12 protein-coding genes are annotated in these 19,650 nt (G+C 34.6%); 10 read left to right on the top strand and 2 right to left on the bottom strand.

Translation table 11 applies throughout. From position 1 onward, the window contains the following. The first annotated feature begins 138 nt into the window (after positions 1–138). From SOM12_RS18020 to SOM12_RS18005, 4 genes are all read left to right on the top strand, one after another. The gene (locus SOM12_RS18020; protein WP_095931639.1) at positions 139–1,602 is read left to right on the top strand and encodes an AAA family ATPase; all 1,464 of its coding nucleotides are present in this window, start codon (positions 139–141) and stop codon (positions 1,600–1,602) included. A 276-nt stretch (positions 1,603–1,878) separates the two neighbouring features. Further along, positions 1,879–2,733, top strand: a complete 855-nt coding sequence (locus tag SOM12_RS18015) for an EamA family transporter (RefSeq protein ID WP_095931638.1) — start codon at positions 1,879–1,881, stop codon at positions 2,731–2,733. 454 nt (positions 2,734–3,187) lie between these two features. Next, positions 3,188–4,474 carry a Glu/Leu/Phe/Val family dehydrogenase gene (locus tag SOM12_RS18010; protein ID WP_172426956.1) on the top strand — a complete coding sequence of 429 codons (1,287 nt, stop codon included), beginning with the start codon at positions 3,188–3,190 and terminating at the stop codon, positions 4,472–4,474. Positions 4,475–4,777: 303 nt separating this feature from the next. Next, positions 4,778–6,001 carry a sterol desaturase family protein gene (locus SOM12_RS18005; RefSeq protein WP_095931636.1) on the top strand — a complete coding sequence of 408 codons (1,224 nt, stop codon included), beginning with the start codon at positions 4,778–4,780 and terminating at the stop codon, positions 5,999–6,001. A gap of 286 nt (positions 6,002–6,287) precedes the next feature. Here the strand turns inward: SOM12_RS18005 and SOM12_RS18000 are convergent, their stop codons facing one another. After that, the gene (locus tag SOM12_RS18000; protein WP_281633115.1) at positions 6,288–7,886 is read right to left on the bottom strand and encodes a DUF6377 domain-containing protein; all 1,599 of its coding nucleotides are present in this window, start codon (positions 7,884–7,886) and stop codon (positions 6,288–6,290) included. Between the two features lie 482 nt (positions 7,887–8,368). On the opposite strand from SOM12_RS18000, the gene SOM12_RS17995 reads away from it, so the two are divergent. The 6 genes from SOM12_RS17995 (at position 8,369) to SOM12_RS17970 (ending at position 18,146) form a co-directional block, all read left to right on the top strand. Further along, positions 8,369–8,890: a DUF5004 domain-containing protein gene (locus SOM12_RS17995; RefSeq protein ID WP_095931634.1), complete on the top strand. Its 522-nt coding sequence runs from the start codon at positions 8,369–8,371 to the stop codon at positions 8,888–8,890. Positions 8,891–8,898: 8 nt separating this feature from the next. Next, complete coding sequence (locus tag SOM12_RS17990) at positions 8,899–9,981, top strand: hypothetical protein (RefSeq protein ID WP_095931633.1); 1,083 nt, start codon at positions 8,899–8,901, stop codon at positions 9,979–9,981. A 28-nt stretch (positions 9,982–10,009) separates the two neighbouring features. Then, positions 10,010–13,024 carry a SusC/RagA family TonB-linked outer membrane protein gene (locus tag SOM12_RS17985; RefSeq protein ID WP_320494705.1) on the top strand — a complete coding sequence of 1,005 codons (3,015 nt, stop codon included), beginning with the start codon at positions 10,010–10,012 and terminating at the stop codon, positions 13,022–13,024. A 28-nt stretch (positions 13,025–13,052) separates the two neighbouring features. Continuing rightward, the gene (locus SOM12_RS17980; RefSeq protein ID WP_320494704.1) at positions 13,053–14,564 is read left to right on the top strand and encodes a RagB/SusD family nutrient uptake outer membrane protein; all 1,512 of its coding nucleotides are present in this window, start codon (positions 13,053–13,055) and stop codon (positions 14,562–14,564) included. A 293-nt stretch (positions 14,565–14,857) separates the two neighbouring features. Continuing rightward, positions 14,858–16,102, top strand: a complete 1,245-nt coding sequence (locus SOM12_RS17975) for a glycoside hydrolase family 71/99-like protein (RefSeq protein WP_320494703.1) — start codon at positions 14,858–14,860, stop codon at positions 16,100–16,102. Between the two features lie 25 nt (positions 16,103–16,127). Then, positions 16,128–18,146, top strand: a complete 2,019-nt coding sequence (locus SOM12_RS17970; protein ID WP_320494702.1) for a glycoside hydrolase family 97 protein — start codon at positions 16,128–16,130, stop codon at positions 18,144–18,146. A 542-nt stretch (positions 18,147–18,688) separates the two neighbouring features. Here the strand turns inward: SOM12_RS17970 and SOM12_RS17965 are convergent. After that, positions 18,689–19,600: a hypothetical protein gene (locus SOM12_RS17965; protein WP_320494701.1), complete on the bottom strand. Its 912-nt coding sequence runs from the start codon at positions 19,598–19,600 to the stop codon at positions 18,689–18,691. Positions 19,601–19,650 lie beyond the last annotated feature (50 nt).

Raw genomic sequence — 19,650 nt, 5'->3', positions numbered from 1 at the left:
AGATGCTAAGATACTAAGGTTTCTTTTCGCCTGAATATACGTTCCGTATTCCGTCCGTATATCGTACAGACGCACCGCAGTGCGTCTACCACATCAATTGTGATAAAAAAATAAATAAACAATCTATATTTCAACACAATGGAAATAAATACTATAAAGACATTAGGTCAATTAAAAGCCACTGGATATAAAACTACAAGCATAAAAGAGGAATTGCGTAATAATCTTCGTGAGAAAATCAAATCGGGAAAACCTGTTTTTGAAGGTGTTCACGGATTTGAAAATACGGTAATTCCAGAATTGGAACGCGCGATTTTATCTCGTCACAACATTAATTTGCTAGGGCTTCGCGGACAAGCAAAAACGCGTTTGGCGCGCAAAATGGTCGAATTATTAGATGAATATATTCCGTTTGTGGAAGGTTCAGAAATTAATGACGATCCGTTAAACCCAATTTCTCGTTTTGCGAAGGATTTAATTGCAGAAAAAGGAGACGAAACTCCGATTTCATGGTTGCATAGAAACGATCGTTTCTTCGAAAAACTAGCAACTCCAGACGTAACGGTAGCCGATTTAATCGGTGATGTCGATCCGATAAAAGCGGCTAATTTAAAATTGTCTTATGCAGACGACCGCGTAATTCACTTCGGAATGATTCCGAGAGCGAATCGCTGTATTTTTGTAATCAACGAATTACCCGATTTACAGGCAAGAATTCAAGTAGCATTATTTAATATTTTGCAAGAAGGCGATATTCAAATTAGAGGATTCAAATTAAGAATGCCTTTAGACATGCAATTTGTTTTCACTGCAAACCCTGAAGATTATACCAACAGAGGGAGTATTGTAACACCTTTGAAAGATAGAATTGGTTCTCAGATCCTGACGCATTATCCTGAAAGTATTGAAATTGCGAGAACAATTACAGAACAGGAATCTAAATTAGATCAAAATCAGACCGATGTGGTTTATGTTCCGAGTTTAGCAAGAGATATTTTGGAACAAATTAGTTTTGAAGCTCGTGAAAGCGAATATATTGACAACAAAAGCGGTGTAAGTGCAAGAATGAGTATTACGGCTTTCGAAAACTTAATTAGTACAGCAGAGCGCCGAGCTTTGATTTCTGGTGTTGATAAAACCTCAATTCGTTTATCCGATTTTATCGGAATTATTCCAGCCATAACAGGAAAAGTCGAATTGGTTTACGAAGGAGAGCAGGAGGGAGCCGATGTTGTGGCTGAAAGTTTAATTGGTTCTGCCATTCGAACATTATTTCCAGAATATTTCCCAAAAATAGAAAAATTAGAAAAGCCTGATGAAAAAACACCATATTCAGATCTTGTAGAATGGTTTTTTGCTGAGAGCGGTTTCGAGTTGTTAGATGATGCTTCTGATAAAGATTATAAAAACATTCTAGATGAAGTAACTCCATTAGATGAATTATTGAAAAAATACCAGCCGCAATTGGTAAAAGAAGATGTCTATTTTATGAAAGAATTCATCCTTTGGGGATTGGTAGAATATAAAAAACTGAGTAAAGATCGTTTTGCAAAAGGAAGTCAGTTTAGAGATATTTACGGGAGCTATATCAGTAAATTCTAAGAAAGGAATATTTGAATTTAACGCTTAAGTTTGTTTTTAATCGTTAATCATTTGTTATATTAATCTGTATAATATCTGCTAAAATCTTTTTAAATCTGCGTGAAAATTCTATGCGCAAAAAATTGTTTCTCGCAGATTTAAAAAGATTTTAGCAGATCAATTTAGATTTTGTTTAATTCAACGGTTTAAGATTTAATCTGGTCTAGCTGGTTTTTTAAAACCGGCTGGGCTTTTTTATTTGACAATAGTTTACTTTTACAATCCAAATATAAATTTATGTTATTTCTTATTTTAAGCATTCTATGCAGTGTTACAGTTGGCGTTATATTCAAAATTTCAAGGAAATATAATGCTAATCCTTCTCAGATAATTTCATTCAACTATATTGCAGCAATTGCACTTTGTTATTTTACTTTTGGTCCAGATCTTAATGCATTAGATCATAATGCCCCATTAGAAATTTACACTTCAGTGGGAATTTTACTTCCAATCTTATTTTTGTTTTTGGCACTTTCTATAAAATATATGGGAATTGCAAAAACAGATGCAGCCCAAAGATTGTCCTTATTTATTCCGATTTTGGCAGCTTGGTTGCTCTTTAATGAAGGATTTAATACTTATAAGGTTATTGGAGTTTTAATTGGTTTTGCGGCACTTTTATTAATTTTAAAAAAGCCCTCAAACCATACAGAAAACAAATGGATTTATCCAGCTGCAGTTTTGTTTGGTTTTGGAATTATTGATATTCTTTTTAAGAAAATAGCTTTGTATACGGTCGTTCCTTATACCACATCGTTATTCTTTGTTTTTCTAATTGCTTTTGCTGTTTCTATTTTAATCGTATTGTATAAGCTGTTTGTAACCAAAGAAAATTTTGTTTTAAAAAGTATTCCTTTTGGGATATTAGTTGGCGTTTTCAACTTCGGAAATATATTATTCTATTTAAAAGCTCACAAAGCATTTGCAGAAAATCCATCAACAGTTTTTGCTGGGATGAATATGGGCGTAATTATTTTAGGAACTCTTATTGGTGCTTTTTTCTTCAAGGAAAAATTATCTAAAATCAATGTTTTAGGTCTAGTTTTGGCTTTGGTCGCTGTCATTTTTATTGTTTTGTCGCAATTAAAGTAATTTTTTTTAAGCGGTAACCCTTTTATTTTCAATTGATTTAATGTTTAAATTTTAATTAACGAAAATAAACTCGACTAATTCTATAGAATTTATAAATATATTTTTGTAGCTTTGTCTCAACAATGAAAAACTATAGCCGAAATATTATGACGTCTTTTCCATGCAGCTTTGCGATGTGCTGTATGATGAATCACGTTTTGAAATGGCGTTAATAGAGAAAGTACTTGTTAGTTATTTTTTTTTTTTAGCCTTTCATTGCACCATGAAAGGCTTTTTTTTGAATCATTAAAAAATCAAGATATGAGAACCAACAGAAATATGAAAATTTTGATGCGCCGTTGCCTGATAAAAATTCCGTGTTGCATTTAGTTTGAAGATTAAAAGAGAAAGTAAATCTTCTTACCAAAGAAGATCATAAACATAAAAAGTAACCCAAACCTAAAAACTATATATTATGAGCTCAGAAATTATAAAACATAATCCGTTTCAATCCATGATTGATCGCTTTAATATCGCTGCTGATATTTTAAAATTGGATGATTCTATCAAACAAAAATTGCAGCGCCCAGAAAAACAAATCACAGTAAATTTTTCTATTACTTTAGATAATGGAAACGTTCAGAACTTCGAAGGATACCGTGTAATTCACAACACCGCTTTAGGACCTTCAAAAGGCGGAATTCGTTACGACACCGCTGTAAATCTGGATGAAGTAAAAGCACTTGCCGCCTGGATGACCTGGAAATCTGCTGTAACTGGAATTCCATTTGGTGGAGCAAAAGGCGGCATTATTTGCGATCCGAGAAAGCATTCTAAAACAGAATTAGAAAAAATTACAAGAGCTTATACCAAAACTTTGGCTGATATTTTCGGACCAGAGAAAGATGTTCCTGCGCCAGATATGGGGACAGGACCAGACGAAATGGGCTGGCTAATGGATGAGTTTTCACTGTTGCACGGAAGACCAATTCATGCGGTTGTAACAGGAAAACATCTTCATTCCGGCGGATCTTTAGGCAGAGTAGAGGCAACAGGAAGAGGAGTAAGTATTATTACACTTCTAGCACTTGAGAAACTAAAAATAAGACCGGCAAGAGCTACTGCAGCTATTCAAGGATTTGGAAACGTTGGTCTACATTCTGCGTTATTTCTACATGAAAAAGGAGTGAAGGTTGTAGCCGTAAGCGATGTTTCTGAAGCATTTTATAATCCGAACGGGATTAATATTCCAGAATTGATTTTATACTATAACTTAAATAATAAAACCATAAAAGGCTATCCAAATTCGGTTGCCATAAAACACGAAGATTTATTGCTTCTAGATGTCGATGTATTGATTCCTGCGGCAAAAGAAGATGTTATTACGAAGCATAATGCAGGAGAGATTCAAGCCAGAATTATTGTTGAAGGTGCCAATGGACCTGTTTCTTCAGATGCAGATCAGATTCTGCATGATAAAAATATATTAGTTGTTCCTGATATTTTGGCCAATGCGGGCGGTGTTACCGTTTCTTATTTTGAATGGCTTCAGAATTCGCTTTTGGAGTCATGGAGAATCCATCAGATAAACAAACGTTTGGAGGATATTTTAGAAAAAGGTTTTGATACTGTTTTTAGAGTTGCAGTAAAACATAGTGTAACGCCTCGTATTGCGGCTTATATAATCGCTTTGAAAAAAGTGGCCGAAACGCAGTCAGTTAAAGAAGTTGCCTTGGAAGCGCCTTTATTTAAACAGAATTAAAAATCAGGTTTACTTCGTAAAAGATCATTTTCATTAATTACGTTTTTAGCGCTCTTAAAAACGTAATTAATGGAAGTGTCTTTTTCGTTTGAACTATTAAAAAGAGAAGAAAATTATTAAACACATAGAAACATAGTATTTACAAGCCTGTAAAAAGGCGTTTCACTAATAACAATACACATAGCTATGTTTTAAAGCTAGCTTTTTTGTAATCTCAAGCAGAAGTAATAAAAATCTATGTTTCTATGTGTTAAAATAAAATTACTCAATACATAATTTTTAGAATCGAAAAGTATCAAATAAATGAAAAATATCAATTTTCTAGCATTTGCCATGCCGGCCTTTTTTCTTTTTTTGTTTTTGGAATATAAGCTTGCTCAACGCAGAAAAAAGCCTGAAATTTTTAACTATGAAAGTTCTGTTTCCAATATTTCCATCGGAATTGCAGAGCGTTTGATTAACTTATTTGTTGCAGCCAGTTTTTATCAGCTGTATTATTTAATTTATGATGATTATAGACTTTTTGATATTCCGAGTAATGCCTTGGTTTGGTTTGCCCTTATTCTTGCCACCGATTTTGTCTGGTATTGGTATCATCGCTTAGGACATGAAGTCAATTTTTTCTGGGCAGCGCATATTGTACATCATCACAGCGAAGAGTTTAATTTTACTGCGGCAGCGAGAATTACTACTTTTCAGGCTATAATTCGAACGGGATTTTGGTGCGTTTTGCCATTTGTTGGTTTTCATCCCAGTATGGTGATTACCATGCTTATTGTTCATGGCGCTTATTCTTTTTTTACGCATACACAGCTTATTGGTAAAATAAAATGGCTGGAATATGTTTTTGTAACCCCTTCTGTTCATGGAGTTCATCATGCTTCTGACGAAAAGTATTTAGACAAAAATTACGGTGATATGTTCACCTTTTGGGATCGCCTTTTTGGAACTTTCCAAACCGAAGAGGAAAAACCCAAATATGGATTGACGCATCCGCTAAAAAGCTATAGTTTCTTGTGGCAGCATTTTCATTATTATTTCGAAATTTACGAATTATGGAAACGCTCAAGCGGATTCAAAGCGAGATGGAATGCTGTTTTTGGAAGCCCAGCAGATATGGATCAGGATATTCGTCCCATTCTGGAAAAGCGTTTTTTGCAGGATAAAGCAGCTCCCAATCAGAGACTTCGATTTAAAAATTATCTTTATATACAATTAGGAATCTGTACTTTGATTCTAACGGTTTTTACTTATTATTTTGATTATTTAGAATTGTATGATAAAGTGTTTGTACTTTCTTTGGTAATTATCACTTTAATCAATTGCGGTGCTTTATTAGAACAACGAAAATGGATTTACTACCTAGAATATACTCGTCTGGCGATGCTTTCGACTTATTTTTTATATGAAGAAGGTTTGCTGGTATTTTTCTTTGTTCCAATTGCAATAATGATTTTTGCAGAGCAATTGTTTTCATTGAGTAAGATTTATCAGAATACCATTTTACAATTGGAAACTTCAGAATAGAAAATGACAATTTTAGAGTATAGTCCCAGAGGGACTAAATATTTATAGAAAAGAAATTTGTTATACAAAAGAGCTCCAGCGGAGCGACATATTTATTAATATTTAAATTTATATGTCGCTCCGCTGGAGCTCTTTTGATTGTCGTTTGAATTGCATTCTATAAATATGCCGCTCCTCTGGAGCTGTGATATTAAAACATAATTCGTTAATTGCTTTGCCAGTCCTTATAGCTAGAGCCGTGGCTAAAAAAAACTTAGAACCTTTGCATCTCAGAACCTTAGCAACTTTAAATTGTCTTAATCTCCATAATCTTCTGCTCAAAAGTATCTTTAAAATCAGATTTGCTTTTAATTCTGGTTTTGTACGTATAAATTGTAGCTACAGAAAGTTCTAAGAATTCTGCCATTTGACTGCTGTCTTGAATGCCCAATCTATACAAAGCAAAAATTCGCAATTCTGTATTTAAAAGTTCACCTTTTTTGACAATGCATTTATGATCGTTTGGGAATAAATTATTGAAATCGGTTACAAATGTCGGAAACAACTTCAAGAAGATTTCGTCAAACTGATGAAACAGATTTTCGCGTTCTTCCTTAACATTATAACGCTTCAAACTAGCAATAACTTCATCTGTTTTTTTGGTAATGATTTTATGCAGCGTACTTTTCTGAATATGGTCTATTTTATTAATGAAAGCCGAAGTTGCTTTAATAAAATACGTAATGTATTCTTCTTTAATAGCATTGGCCTCACTTAAACTTACATTCATTTCTTGCAATTGCAAGTACGAATCGGCCATGATTTTTCTTGCTTTATTCTTTTCTTTTAATTGTTTGAAAATGATGCCAAGGAAAACGAAAATGATAACCGTTAGAATTGTCAAGAGAATGATAATCTTCTCCAGTTTATCATTTTTATCCTTTACATTATTTAGCTGCGCTTTTTCTATAATTGGCAAAATAGACGAAATCTCAATCTTTCGATGCCTTGCATTATAAAAAGTGGCATCATCCATTGCAATATTGATGTATTCGTTTGCTTTATCCAAATAGCCCATTTTAAAAAGTTCATTGGCCAAATTTCGAAGCGCAACGGTTTCTTTCGTAGCATTTTTTACATCGGCAATTGCGGCAAGAGCTAAATATTGAATCGCTTTTTTGGTATAACCCCGTTCAGAATAAATATATCCGAGACTCGAAGTGGCAATTCCGTAATAATCAGGAGGCAGATTGTAGTTGTTGATCCAGTAGCTGAAAGCAAATTCGGCCCCGCGCCAGTCTTGTTGTTTCAATCGTTTTAAACTTTCTGCAGCCCAATATTCGTTGGTATTGGTTCCAATTAATTCTAAAGCTTTCTTTAAGAAATGATTTCCCTGCTGTACATAATGAATATTAAAGCGCTGATCACGGTTGTAATCAGCTAAATCATAATAAGCACGAGCTTTAATGTTATAATATTCAAATTTGTTTCTTTGATCCAGTTTAGTATCGTCAATAACATTTAGCGTGTCAATGGCTTCTTTAAAAAGCCCAGAAGATAAAAGTACGAAACCTTCCTTGATTCTACTTTTAGATAAATACTTCGGATCTTTTAGGATTTTAGCTTTGATTTTAGATTGCTCTAAATAGTAATAGGCAGAGTCGTATTTAAAAGATTTGTATTCATCAAACAAAGACATATAACAATTGTACAATTCTTCATTATTCTGACTAAGCGTAAACTTAGATACATTTTTCTTTAAAGCTTCTATTTTTCGATATTTCTGTTTCAGGTAAATCTCTTTTTTCAAGAGTACCTGATCTAATTCTTCTAAATACGGATTCGTCTCTTTCGCAGTAAGAGAAAAACCTGCCAGGAAGAAAAGCAGCATCAATATTCTTTGCATGATTTGGTTTTGGTTTAGGGAAAAGTGGGTTGATAGATATAGTGAGTTAATTCGATTTAAAATTAAGAATAAGTTTGAGATTAAGCTAAACCTGTTTTTCAAGAATCTTGTAAAATGTTTAATAACATAGCTTTAAAAGGTGATTTTCGGAGTGAAAATGAGCTACAAATGTTAAAAACAGGTAATTTATTTGCAATTATACAATAAAAACTGGTTATATATGTACATAGTGAAAAAAATATGCTTATTATTTTACATATTGTCATTTTTACCATATAAAAACGGCTTATTTTTATCTCAACAGCGTCTTGATTTTTTACTCTTGTAAAAATATATAAAATATTGATTATTAGTAATTTAATGTTTTTTGTGTTTGAATTTTATCTTGATTTTTTTCAGATTTTTTTTTTAGGATTTATTTAACGTCTAGTTTCGCTGTATCCTTTTGAAGGGGATAACAAACTAACGAAAACCAAAAATTTATGAAATGTAAAAGTCTTTATTGGCTAGCTTTTATGATGTGTTTATTTGCTATCGGATGCGATAACACAGATGACGGAAGCTACGTAGAACCGATTACCCTTTATGAAAAAGTAAATGGAAATTGGGGATTAACAAATCTGAAAATGGTTGATGAAGTTGCGAAAGCAAATAAGATCGAACCAAACGAAGAAAACTTGAGCACTTATTTCAACTACGAAGATTTTAAAATCAAATTTAACGTAGATGGAAATAACAATCCTACAAGTTACGAAGTAACTGGAGATGTTCCTCCATTATTTGCTCCTAAGGGGTATTGGGCACTTAGCTCAGCGTTTCAATCTACTACTGGTGTTGGAACAAAAATCTATCTGTACAGCGACGCACAGAAAACGCAAAAAACAGATGAACTTAGATTGATTTCAGTTCCAGGTAAAAGCAAAGAAATGCAGATTCAATTGGCGCATTCTTCTGGTGGTGTAGATTTCGTGTCTTATGTGTTTAAATTAAATGCTATTAATTAAAAAGTAATATGAAAAAGTTTATATATACAATTTTACTTGCCTTGTTGATGGCTCCTAATTTTATTCAGGCACAAGAAGCTGCTGGAGCCGTAGGTCCAATATCATCATTTCCTGTTGTTTACAAATATGATGAAAAAGTTACATGGTACTTTGATATGTCGGCATCAACATTTGCTGAAACAGAAGATTTATATATCTGGATCTGGTCTCCATCTGAACCAGATGCTGGACACTGGGAAAACTCATCAGATTTTGCAAAACTGAAATATGAAGGAAATAGAATCTGGAGTTTTACGCTAACTCCAACACTTTATTTTTCTAAAACTCCAGAAGAAATAGCGAAGAGTGATGGATTCTGGTTTCGTTTGAAAAACAAAAATGGATCTAAACAAAGTGATGTTGCCAATGTGGCTTATATTGATTTTTCATCTTTCTATACTTCAGGTGAATTATTTAGATCATATCCATCAAAACCATTAATTGATAAACCAGTAAGTATTGTTTTTAATGCAAATCTTAATCCGGCATTTGCTGGAACTCCAAGTGTACATATGCATGGTGGTTTGAATGACTGGACTATTCAGCAAATGTACGAAGCTGCAAAACCAGAAATTGCCGAAAAAACAAAATTAAAAGATTTAGGTAACGGTTTTTATAAAATGGATTTTGTTCCTAAGCAGTATTTCAATGCTCCAGATGATTTTGTAATGGAAAAGATAAATTTTCTGATGGTAGCAGAGAATTGGACAGCAAATTCTGGAGATCAGGTTATTTACGCAGGAGAATTTGTTCCGCCGCCACCGCCAAGTTTTGCTTTCTTTCCATCGCAAATCAGTCAAAAAGATTTTCTTGGAATGTCAAGAAAAAATAACGAGGCAGGTGTAAACAAATTAATCTACACGATTACAGCTGGTACAAAAACAATTTCGGGTGAGTTTACTGGAGGAACTGCAGAAATTAAAGGTTTTGTCAATCTGGTTTCAGAACTTAATGGAGTTCCGAGCTTAAGCGAAATTCATGTTTTGGTAAAAGACAATAAAGACAAAACGATTTCGGATACGACCATTCCGCTAAAAACTTTAGATAAATAATCACTATTAAATTAAAACACCAATTCTAATGAATAGTAAAAATACAAAAAGCGTCCTGCATCAAATGTGGACTGCTAAGGCAGCGGTATTGATGATTTTTATGCTTTTTCTTACTGCCAATTCTTTCGCGCAGACGAAAAAGATATCAGGAACTGTTTATGACAATACAGGGAATGTATTGCCAGGAGCTTCTATCATTGAAGTAGGAACTAAAAACGGAACTACAACAGATTTTGATGGTAAATTTAGCCTGAATGTAGCCGTAGGAAGTGCAATCGAAGTTTCGTTTATCGGCTCGACAACACAAAAAGTTCAGATTACAGCCAATACTTCTAATTATGAAGTGCGCCTGCAAAATGACGGGTATGCATTGGCAGAAGTGCAAGTAGTTTCTGTAGGTTACGGAAAAGTAAAAAAATCAGACTTGACTGGAGCAATTTCTACAGTTGGAGCAGATGAATTGCTAAAAGGAACTATTGGTTCTACAGAGCAGGTTTTGCAAGGAAAAGTGGCAGGATTAAGCATTATTCGTCCTTCTGGAGATCCAGCTGCAGCTTCTACAATTCGTCTTCGTGGAGGAACTTCTTTAACAGCAAGTAACAGCCCGTTAATTGTGGTAGATGGTATTGCAGGAGTTGATATAAACGTCGTTCAACCTTCAGATATTAAATCGGTTGATGTTCTTAAAGATGCTTCGGCAACAGCAATTTACGGTTCTCGTGGAGCAAACGGAGTAATCATGATTACTACAAAATCTGGAACAAAAGGTGTTTCTGTTGTTTATAACGGACAAACGGGTATCGGTTATGTAAATAATAACTTAGATCTTCTTTCGGCAAATCAGTGGAGAGGATATGTACGCCAGAATCAAATTGCAGATGCAGTAGATTATGGTGGAAGTACAAACTGGCAAAAAGCAATCGAGCAGACTTCGATTTCTCAATCGCACACGTTAAGCATCAATTCTGGTAAAGCAGACAGCGGTTTTAGAACTTCACTTTCGTACTTAAATAATGAAGGAGTTATTAAAAAATCTGGATTAGAAAGATTAAGCGGTAATGTTAGCGCTTACCAATTTCTTGGAGACAATAAAGAAGTGAAATTTGATATGGGATTATTTGCAAACATTGATAAATGGCACCCAATAGACTATAGAATTTTTGAAAGAGCTTATAACTTAAATCCAACGATTCCTGTTTACGATTCAGAAGGAAATTTCAGTGCAGTAGTAGGAAATATTTATCAGAATCCGGTTGAGATTTTAACAAACAGAACTTTTGATAATGAAAGACACAGACTTTTAGGGTACTTTAAAACAGATGTGAAATTCTTGAATGACTTTACTGCTACAGCAAATATTTCGCTAGAGCACAATGCAGTAAAAGCGGGTACTTACAAACCATCTTATGCGGTTATGGAAGGACAGACAGAAGGCGGTTTTGCACAAAGAACTTATGCAGAATATACAAATGCACAAGGAGAGCTTTATGTAAATTACAGCAAAGTTATAGACAAACATAACATTGGCGCTTTGGCTGGATATTCTTATCTAGAAAATATCTATCAAGGTTTTGGAGCACAAAGAGGTGGTTTTGTTACAGATGCATTTAGTTACAATAATTTAGGTGCAGGTTACAACTATCGTTTAACCGACGTGTATTCATACAAAGGAAAATCGAACCTAGTGTCTTTTTATGCTCGTGCTAATTACGGTTATGATGGTAAATATTTATTGACAGCGACCGTAAGACGTGATGGATCAAGCCGTTTTGGAGAAAACAATAAGTGGGGAACTTTCCCATCTGCTTCTGCAGCTTGGAGAATTTCTAACGAAGAATTTATGGAATCTTCAAAAGGTTGGTTAGACAATTTAAAATTGAGAGTTGGTTATGGAGTTACAGGAAATCAAGATGGAATTGGAGAGTATAAATCACTTTCTATTTTGGGAGTTGGAAGCGACAGTTATTACGATCCAGTTACTAAAACTTGGAGTTTGGCTTATTCTCCAAAACAAAACCCAAATCCTGATTTGAAATGGGAATCTACAGAGCAAATTAACGTTGGTTTTGATTTCGGACTTTTCAATAGAATTACAGGATCTTTTGAATATTATTCTAAAAAAACAAAAGATTTATTATACACTTACGAAGTGCCTCAGCCACCTTATTTAGTAGGAACAATGTTGGCTAACGTGGGCGAAATGTCAAACAAAGGGGTAGAGTTAACTTTGAATGCAGATATCATTAAAGGGGATAAATTCAACTGGAATGCTAATTTGACTCTTGGACATAACGTTCAGAAAATAGAAAAACTTTCTAACCCAACCTATAAAACAGATGTGATCTACAGCGGATCTCTACATGGTTTGGCAGGTATGTCTGGACAATATTCTCAAATTATTGCAGAAGGATATCCAGTTGGAACTTTCTGGGGATTCAAAAACGCTGGTTTAGATGCCGATGGGAAAATTCAATACTACAACGCTGCTAATGAAGTAGTCGCTGAAAGTGCTTTGGTTGATGCTGATAAAAGAGATCTAGGAAATATTCAGCCAGATTTAACTTTAGGTATCGGAATGAATTTTACTTACGGAAACTTTGATCTTGGATTTTCTGGATACGGAATGTTTGGACAAAAAGCATTAAATGCGACAAACATGATGTTAAACGATCCGAACAGATTGCCAGCTTTTAATGTGCCAGATTCTTTCTTGAGTAGCGGTATTACTTCGTCTCCAAAATATTCTGATTACTGGATCGAAGATGCTTCTTTCTTCAGACTTCAGACATTGACTTTTGGTTATACTTTACCATTGAAATACAAAAAATCTAAATTTAGAATGTATGTAATGGGCGAAAACTTATTTGTAATCACAGGCTACAAAGGTGTAGATCCAGAGATTGGTTTAAATGCTCAGGACGGAATTAATCAGACTGGAGTAATGGATCAAACTGGTTTGGCAGCTCCTGGAATTGACAGATACAATAATTATCCTCGACCAACTACAATTTCTGTTGGATTAAATTTTACGCTGAATAACTAAGCGAATTGATAACCATAAAATATTAACAATGAAAATCAAAATAACAGCAGTAATACTTTTAAGCATGCTTTTTACGGTATCCTGTACTGATTTGGACGAACAGTTGTATGATCAGGTAGAAGATGGAAATTTCGGAAATACAACCAAAGAGATTGATGCGCTGGTAGGTGGAGCTTATTCTTCGTTAAGAGGATTCTCTGATGCAATCTCAAATAATTTTCCAACTTGTGAGTATGTTTTCTTTTTGAATGAAGTAGTTTCAGATGAAGCAACAATTCCGACAAGAGGAACAAACTGGTACGATGGCGGACAATATCAAGACGCGCAAAAGCATACTTGGAAATCGGACAATAGAATGATTCTTTCGGCTTGGCGTTACAATTATACTGGAATTGCTAAGATTAATGCAATCATTTATCAAATCGATAAATCATCTCTTAGTGATAAATCAAAAGAGCCAATTTATGCAGAATTAAAAGCGCTTAGAGCCTATTACTACTACAATCTTTTAGATTTATTCGGAAATGTGCCAATTGTAACCGATTTTGAAGATACAGCTCTTCCAACCAATTCAACACGAAAAGAGGTTTATGATTTTGTTGAAAAAGAATTGACAGACGCTATTCCGCATTTAAATCCAAATGCGGTGTATTCTAAAATGACTAGAAATGTTGCGTATTCTATTTTGGCTAGATTATATCTTAATTCAGAAGCGTTTATCGGTCAGCCACGTTGGCAAGATTGTATCAATATGTGCCAAAAGGTTACTGGATACAGTTTAACACCAGATTTCTTTTCGAATTTCGTGACAGAAAATCAGACTTCGACAGAAATTATTTTCGCTATTCCTTACGATTCAAAAGCTGGAACAGTTGGAAACTACATGAACTCAATGTCTTGTCATTATAATCAAAAATTAGCTATTTCTGCCATTCCAAACAATTATCCTTGGAGTGCAAACGGAATGTGCGCACAGCCTGGAGTTTATTCTGCATTTGCAGACACAGACAAGAGAAAAAAATGTATGCTAGAAGGCGATCAGATCAATCTTGCGACAGGAACTGTAATTATGATGGATAATGGAGAACCACTTACCTATACAGAGAACCTAACAAGTCTGGAAGATGCAAAAGAGAATGAAGGAGTTCGTTTACATAAATATGAAATGAAAGCAGGAGAGCAATGGGAGCGTGATCACGATTTTGTATTAATTCGTTATGCAGAAATCTTAATGATGCAAGCAGAATGTTACGTTCGTTTAGGCTCGCCAGATTTAGCAAGACCATTTGTACAGCAAGTAGCATCTCGTGCAGGTGAAGAATTGCCAGCAACCATTGACCTTGCATTTATAAATCAAGAATTGTTGAAAGAATTTACATTCGAAGGAAGAAGAAGAACAGACAATATTCGTTTTGGAACATTCTTCGAACCATGGTGGTCAAAAGGGACAACAGAAAAATACAGAGCAATTTTCCCAATCCCAAGTACTGTTTTAACCACAAACAAAAACCTTAAACAAAATCCTGGGTATCCAAATTAGGTTACTAGAATGTCAGTCTTCCATGTTGGTTAGTCGTGGAAGGCTGACATGTTTTTAATTTTTTTTAGTAACAGATTCTAAAGATTAGAAACCGAATTAGAGGATTGAAAAAAGATTTTGTTTCACGCAGATTTTGCGGATTAAAGCAGATTTGGTTTTAAATGTAAAAAAAATAATCTGCGCATATCTGCTTAAATCTTTTTAAATCTGCGTGAAATAAATTAATCACAATAAAATCCTTTTTAATCTTTTAATCTGTGGCAAAATATAAAAATAACAAACAGTACATCAATATGAAAAGATATATCACATCGTTGGTTTTTGGTTTGATGAGCATTGCGATGATTGCCGGTTGCAGCAGCGATGACAAAGGCTCAGACAAACCTGTAGAACCAGAGAAAACAGACCCTGTTGCGATTGAGAAAACCAACAGCACTAAAATTTATATGCATTACATGCCGTGGTTTGAAACCAACGAAAGTAGTGCCGATAAAAAATGGGGATATCATTGGACAATGGCCAATAAAAATCCGAACAACGTAGGAGCAAACGGAAGAAGAGAAATTGCATCGTACTATTATCCGCTGATTGGACCTTATCACTCAGGCGATAAAAATGTGATCGAAAATCATTTATTGTTGATGAAATATTCAGGAATTGATGGAATTCTTATTGATTGGTACGGCACTTACGATGTAAACGATTACGGAATGATCAAAGAGAATACAGATCAATTAATCGAAATGCTTGATAAAGTAGGTTTAGAATATGCTATTGTATACGAAGACCGATTTTTGACCAATGTGGTTAATGCAGGAAAAGCAATTTCGGTAACTGGTGCAGCAAAAACAGATTTGGCTTATGTAGAGAAGAATTATTTTTCGGATGCCAATTATATCAAGATTAATGGTAAACCGCTGTTAATGAATTTTGGACCAATTGTGCTACAGACCCCCGCTGAATGGACAAACGTCTTTAATACTTTAACAGCAAAACCCACTTTCTTGACACTTTGGGACCACTCTTCAATGGCAGGAGAAAATGCTTCTGGCGAATATGCGTGGGTATACAAAGACAATAGTTACTTAACTAATTTTTACACCAATACCAAACCAAAATTGGGTGTAGCAATGGGTAGCGCTTATCCTGGTTTTAAAGATTTTTACGCTCAAGGCGGAGGCGGAGCAGCGATTGGATGGACGATTGAACATAACAATGGAGCAACATTGGATGAAACTCTTGCCTTAGCTAAAAATGCCAATGTAAATTATCTGCAGCTGATTACATGGAATGATTTCGGAGAAGGAACCATGATTGAACCAACAGTTGAATTTGGATATTCTTTCATTGAAAAAATCAAAGCTTTTGCTGGAGTAAAAAATACAGAAAGCGTATTTCCAGAGATCAGCAAATTGTATGATTTACGCGTACAGAAAAAAGGAAATGTCGAAGCCCAGAAAAAACTCGATCAGGTGTTTAATTATTTTGTTTCTATGCAGCCTGCAAAAGCAAAACAAACATTAAGCGAAATAAAATAGAGCTGTAATTAATACAATTTAAATAATGAAAAACAGAAAATATAGATACTGTCTAATAGCTTTTGCCACAATGCTCGTTATGGCTTGCAGTACTAAAAAAACGTATAAAATCAGTTCTCCGGAAAAGATCTCTGAATTAACTTTTGAATTAACGCCTTCTGGACAGCCTCAATATAGTTTTTCTTCTAACGGAAAATCGATTATTGAACCTTCTCTTATGGGATTTGAATTTCAGGGTTTAGCTAAAATGAAAGATGGATTTGAAGTCGTTTCGACCGAAGAAAAATCGGCAGATGAAACTTGGGAACAGCCTTGGGGCGAATTCAAAAAAGTTAGAGATCATCATAACGAACTGATTGTTCATTTAAAAGAAACAAAAGGCGAGGAGCGTTTAGTCGATATTATTTTTAGAGTTTTTGATGATGGAGTAGGATTTCGTTATGAATTTCCAAAACAGCCTCATTTAGGAAAAGTGAAAATCTCTAACGAAGTAACACAATTTACTTTTAAAGATAATAATGAAGTTTGGTGGATTCCAGTTCATCGTGAAAACAGTTATTACGAAAGTGAATACCGTAAAACGTTAATGAGTAAAACAGATACGATCAATACTCCAGCAACTTTTGAAACCAAAGACAAATTATATGTTGCTATTCACGAAGCCAATTTAACAGATTTTGCCTCAATGACACTTTTAAAAACGACAGACAAGCAATATAAAAGTGATTTGGTACCGTGGGCAGATGGTGTAAAAGTATACGCAGAAACACCTTTTAAAACACCTTGGAGAACTATTGTGGTTGGGAAGAATCCTGGACAAGTAGCAACTTCGACCATTATGCTGAATCTAAATGAGCCTTCAAAAATTGAAGATTTATCTTGGATCACACCTTCAAAATACATTGGAATCTGGTGGGGAATGCACTTAGAAAAATATACTTGGGGACAAGGCCCAAAACACGGTGCAACAACCAAAAACACAAAAGAATATATTGATTTTGCTGCGAAAAATGGTTTTGACGGAGTTTTGGTTGAAGGATGGAATGAAGGTTGGGATGGTGACTGGACTGCAGATGGTTCTGCATTTAGTTTTGTAAAAGCGTATCCAGACTTTAATTTGGAAGAAATTACCAAATACGCGGCCGTAAAAAATGTTCGTTTAATTGGACATCACGAAACGGCTGGTGCTACTAAAAACTATGAGAACCAGTTAGAAGAGGCTTTCAAACTGTATCAAAAAATGGGAGTGAATTCGGTTAAAACGGGTTATGTAAATAAATATTTGGATAAAAAAGAATGGCATGACAGCCAGTACGGAGCACGTCATTACAGAAAAGTAATCGAAACGGCGGCTAAATATCATATCATGATCGATAACCACGAACCAATGAAAGGAACGGGGTTACAGCGTACGTATCCAAACTTTATGTCACAAGAAGGCGGAAGAGGACAAGAATATAATGCATGGTCTGTAGATGGAGGAAATACGCCAGAGCATTTAACAACTTTGCCTTTTACCAGAATGCTTTCTGGACCGTTTGATTACACACCAGGGAATTTCAATTTTGATTATAAAACACCTTCTGGAGCAAAAGTGCAAACCACTTTGGCCAATCAATTGGCCTTGTACGTGATTATTTTCAGTCCGTTGCAAATGGCATCTGATTTACCTGAAAACTATGAAGGAAAACCAGAATTTCAATTCGTAAAAGATGTGCCATGCACTTGGTCGGATACTAAAGTTTTAGATTCTAAAATTGGAGAATACACTACAATTGCCCGTAAAGATTGGGACGAGAAAAACTGGTATTTGGGTTCGATTACAAATAGAAATGCAAGAGACTTAAAAGTAACGCTTTCGTTTTTAGACAAAAACAAAGAATACGAAGCAGAAATTTATGCAGATGGAGAAGGGGCAAATTATAAAACCAATCCATATCCAGTTACAATCTCTAAACAAAAAGTAAACAACAAAACTGTTTTAAATATCAAATTGGCAGCTGGAGGAGGAACAGCAGTAAAATTCACTCCAATCGAAAAATAGTTTTTTAAAGATTCTAAGATGCTGAGAATCTGAGTTTCTAAGCTTCTGAGATTCTAAATTTATAAAGTTTTATTTTGAGTTAAGTTAAGTAAGTTTAAGTTTGGTAATAAACCCGATAGCTGGAGAGTTATCGGGTTTATTTTTTTGTTTCTAGTTTCTAGTTTCAAGTTTCAGGTTTGATAAGCTTTGAGTATAATTTTTAACGCAGAGAGCGCAAAGATTTTCGCAAAGTTCGCAGAGTTTTTTTGAGGTGGGTTTTTGAGAATGCAAAGTTCGCAAAGCTTTTTGATGAAATTTTAATCTCGCAAAGACGCAAAGTCGCAAAGAATATAAAAAACTTTGCGACTTTGCGTCTTTGCGAGAATATTTCGTTCAGCTAAAAAAAACTTTGCGCTCTTTGCGGTAAAATTATGTTCATAGCTTTTTTCCACAAAGCTTTGAAATAAAAACTTTGCGAACTTTGCGTAATCCTTAGCGCTCTTTGCGGTTAAAAAAACTTAGAACCTTAGCACCTTAGAATCTTAGCATCTGAGAGAGAACCTTTATCTAGTAACTTTAACATGCTTACCGAAAGTGTAAACCGCTGTAAGCGTTGGCCCGTTATATCCCCATTTTAAGAAACCGTTTAAGCGGTCTTGAACCGTATCTATTCTAAAGTTCAAGCCAGTATAACCTGCAGTAAGACTAAAGTTGTCTACAACATTATACAAAACCGATAAATTGTAGCTTATGATTCGGCCATCGGTTTCATCAATTTTTACGGCAAGATAATTAACGTTGGCATATAAACCCCAGCGTTTTCCAAGAACAAATTCACCCCAAATTCCAACATCTGGCAGTGGCGCAGTAAAATCAAAAGTATCACGATATTCTACACTTTGCGTATTAGCTTCTAATTTTAATCCTAAATCTGCGAAAAGAACATGCGCCCCAATCAATAGACCAGCTTGATATTTAGGTTTAGATAAAATAGCATACCCATAAGCAATTCTAGCAATCTGTACGTTAAAAGTACCTTGAACCCTTCCGTCCAATGGGTAAGTATGGTCTCCGAAATTAATATCTCTTTGCAGCGTTTTTGTTGCAGTTCTGTCTAATACAAAATATTCAAAACCTAATCGAGATCTTTTGGATATGCGCCAATCAAAGGTTCCTAAAAAGGATACAGTCGATTTAGAAAACCCTAAATCATTTTCAAGATCAATCTCAGTTCCTATATTTCCGTTGTTGCCTTCAACTTTAACTTGAGTATTATTTACAGGAAAAAAAGCGCCAGCGGTAACTTTAAAGCGTCTATTGTGCCAGGGCAGATCATCCACAGTACTATCTTGAAAATCGTCTTTTTCAGTTTTAAAAGTTGTTAAGCTATCCTCTTTACTGGCTTCAGCAACAGTTTGAGCGTTTAACGGAATCCAAAGGAGCATCATTACCAAAAAAATAAATAATTGTTTCATCAGATTAATTTTTAAGTTTTTATTAGGCAATATTTAACATTTAAAGTTAG

It is taken from the genome of Flavobacterium sp. CFBP9031 (assembly GCF_034044945.1).
Taxonomy (GTDB): domain Bacteria; phylum Bacteroidota; class Bacteroidia; order Flavobacteriales; family Flavobacteriaceae; genus Flavobacterium.
Note: the sequence above shows the minus strand (reverse complement) of the source record. Positions and strands in the feature narration are given on the sequence as shown.

What these genes read in the sequence shown, in the direction of transcription:
- SOM12_RS17965 (WP_320494701.1), bottom strand. Translation starts at nt 19,600, where the DNA reads ATGAAACAATTATTTATTTTTTTGGTAATGATGCTCCTTTGGATTCCG.
- SOM12_RS17990 (WP_095931633.1), top strand. Translation starts at nt 8,899, where the DNA reads ATGAAAAAGTTTATATATACAATTTTACTTGCCTTGTTGATGGCTCCT.
- SOM12_RS17975 (WP_320494703.1), top strand. Translation starts at nt 14,858, where the DNA reads ATGAAAAGATATATCACATCGTTGGTTTTTGGTTTGATGAGCATTGCG.
- SOM12_RS18015 (WP_095931638.1), top strand. Translation starts at nt 1,879, where the DNA reads ATGTTATTTCTTATTTTAAGCATTCTATGCAGTGTTACAGTTGGCGTT.
- SOM12_RS17985 (WP_320494705.1), top strand. Translation starts at nt 10,010, where the DNA reads ATGAATAGTAAAAATACAAAAAGCGTCCTGCATCAAATGTGGACTGCT.
- SOM12_RS18020 (WP_095931639.1), top strand. Translation starts at nt 139, where the DNA reads ATGGAAATAAATACTATAAAGACATTAGGTCAATTAAAAGCCACTGGA.
- SOM12_RS18000 (WP_281633115.1), bottom strand. Translation starts at nt 7,886, where the DNA reads ATGCAAAGAATATTGATGCTGCTTTTCTTCCTGGCAGGTTTTTCTCTT.
- SOM12_RS18005 (WP_095931636.1), top strand. Translation starts at nt 4,778, where the DNA reads ATGAAAAATATCAATTTTCTAGCATTTGCCATGCCGGCCTTTTTTCTT.
- SOM12_RS17970 (WP_320494702.1), top strand. Translation starts at nt 16,128, where the DNA reads ATGAAAAACAGAAAATATAGATACTGTCTAATAGCTTTTGCCACAATG.
- SOM12_RS18010 (WP_172426956.1), top strand. Translation starts at nt 3,188, where the DNA reads ATGAGCTCAGAAATTATAAAACATAATCCGTTTCAATCCATGATTGAT.
- SOM12_RS17995 (WP_095931634.1), top strand. Translation starts at nt 8,369, where the DNA reads ATGAAATGTAAAAGTCTTTATTGGCTAGCTTTTATGATGTGTTTATTT.
- SOM12_RS17980 (WP_320494704.1), top strand. Translation starts at nt 13,053, where the DNA reads ATGAAAATCAAAATAACAGCAGTAATACTTTTAAGCATGCTTTTTACG.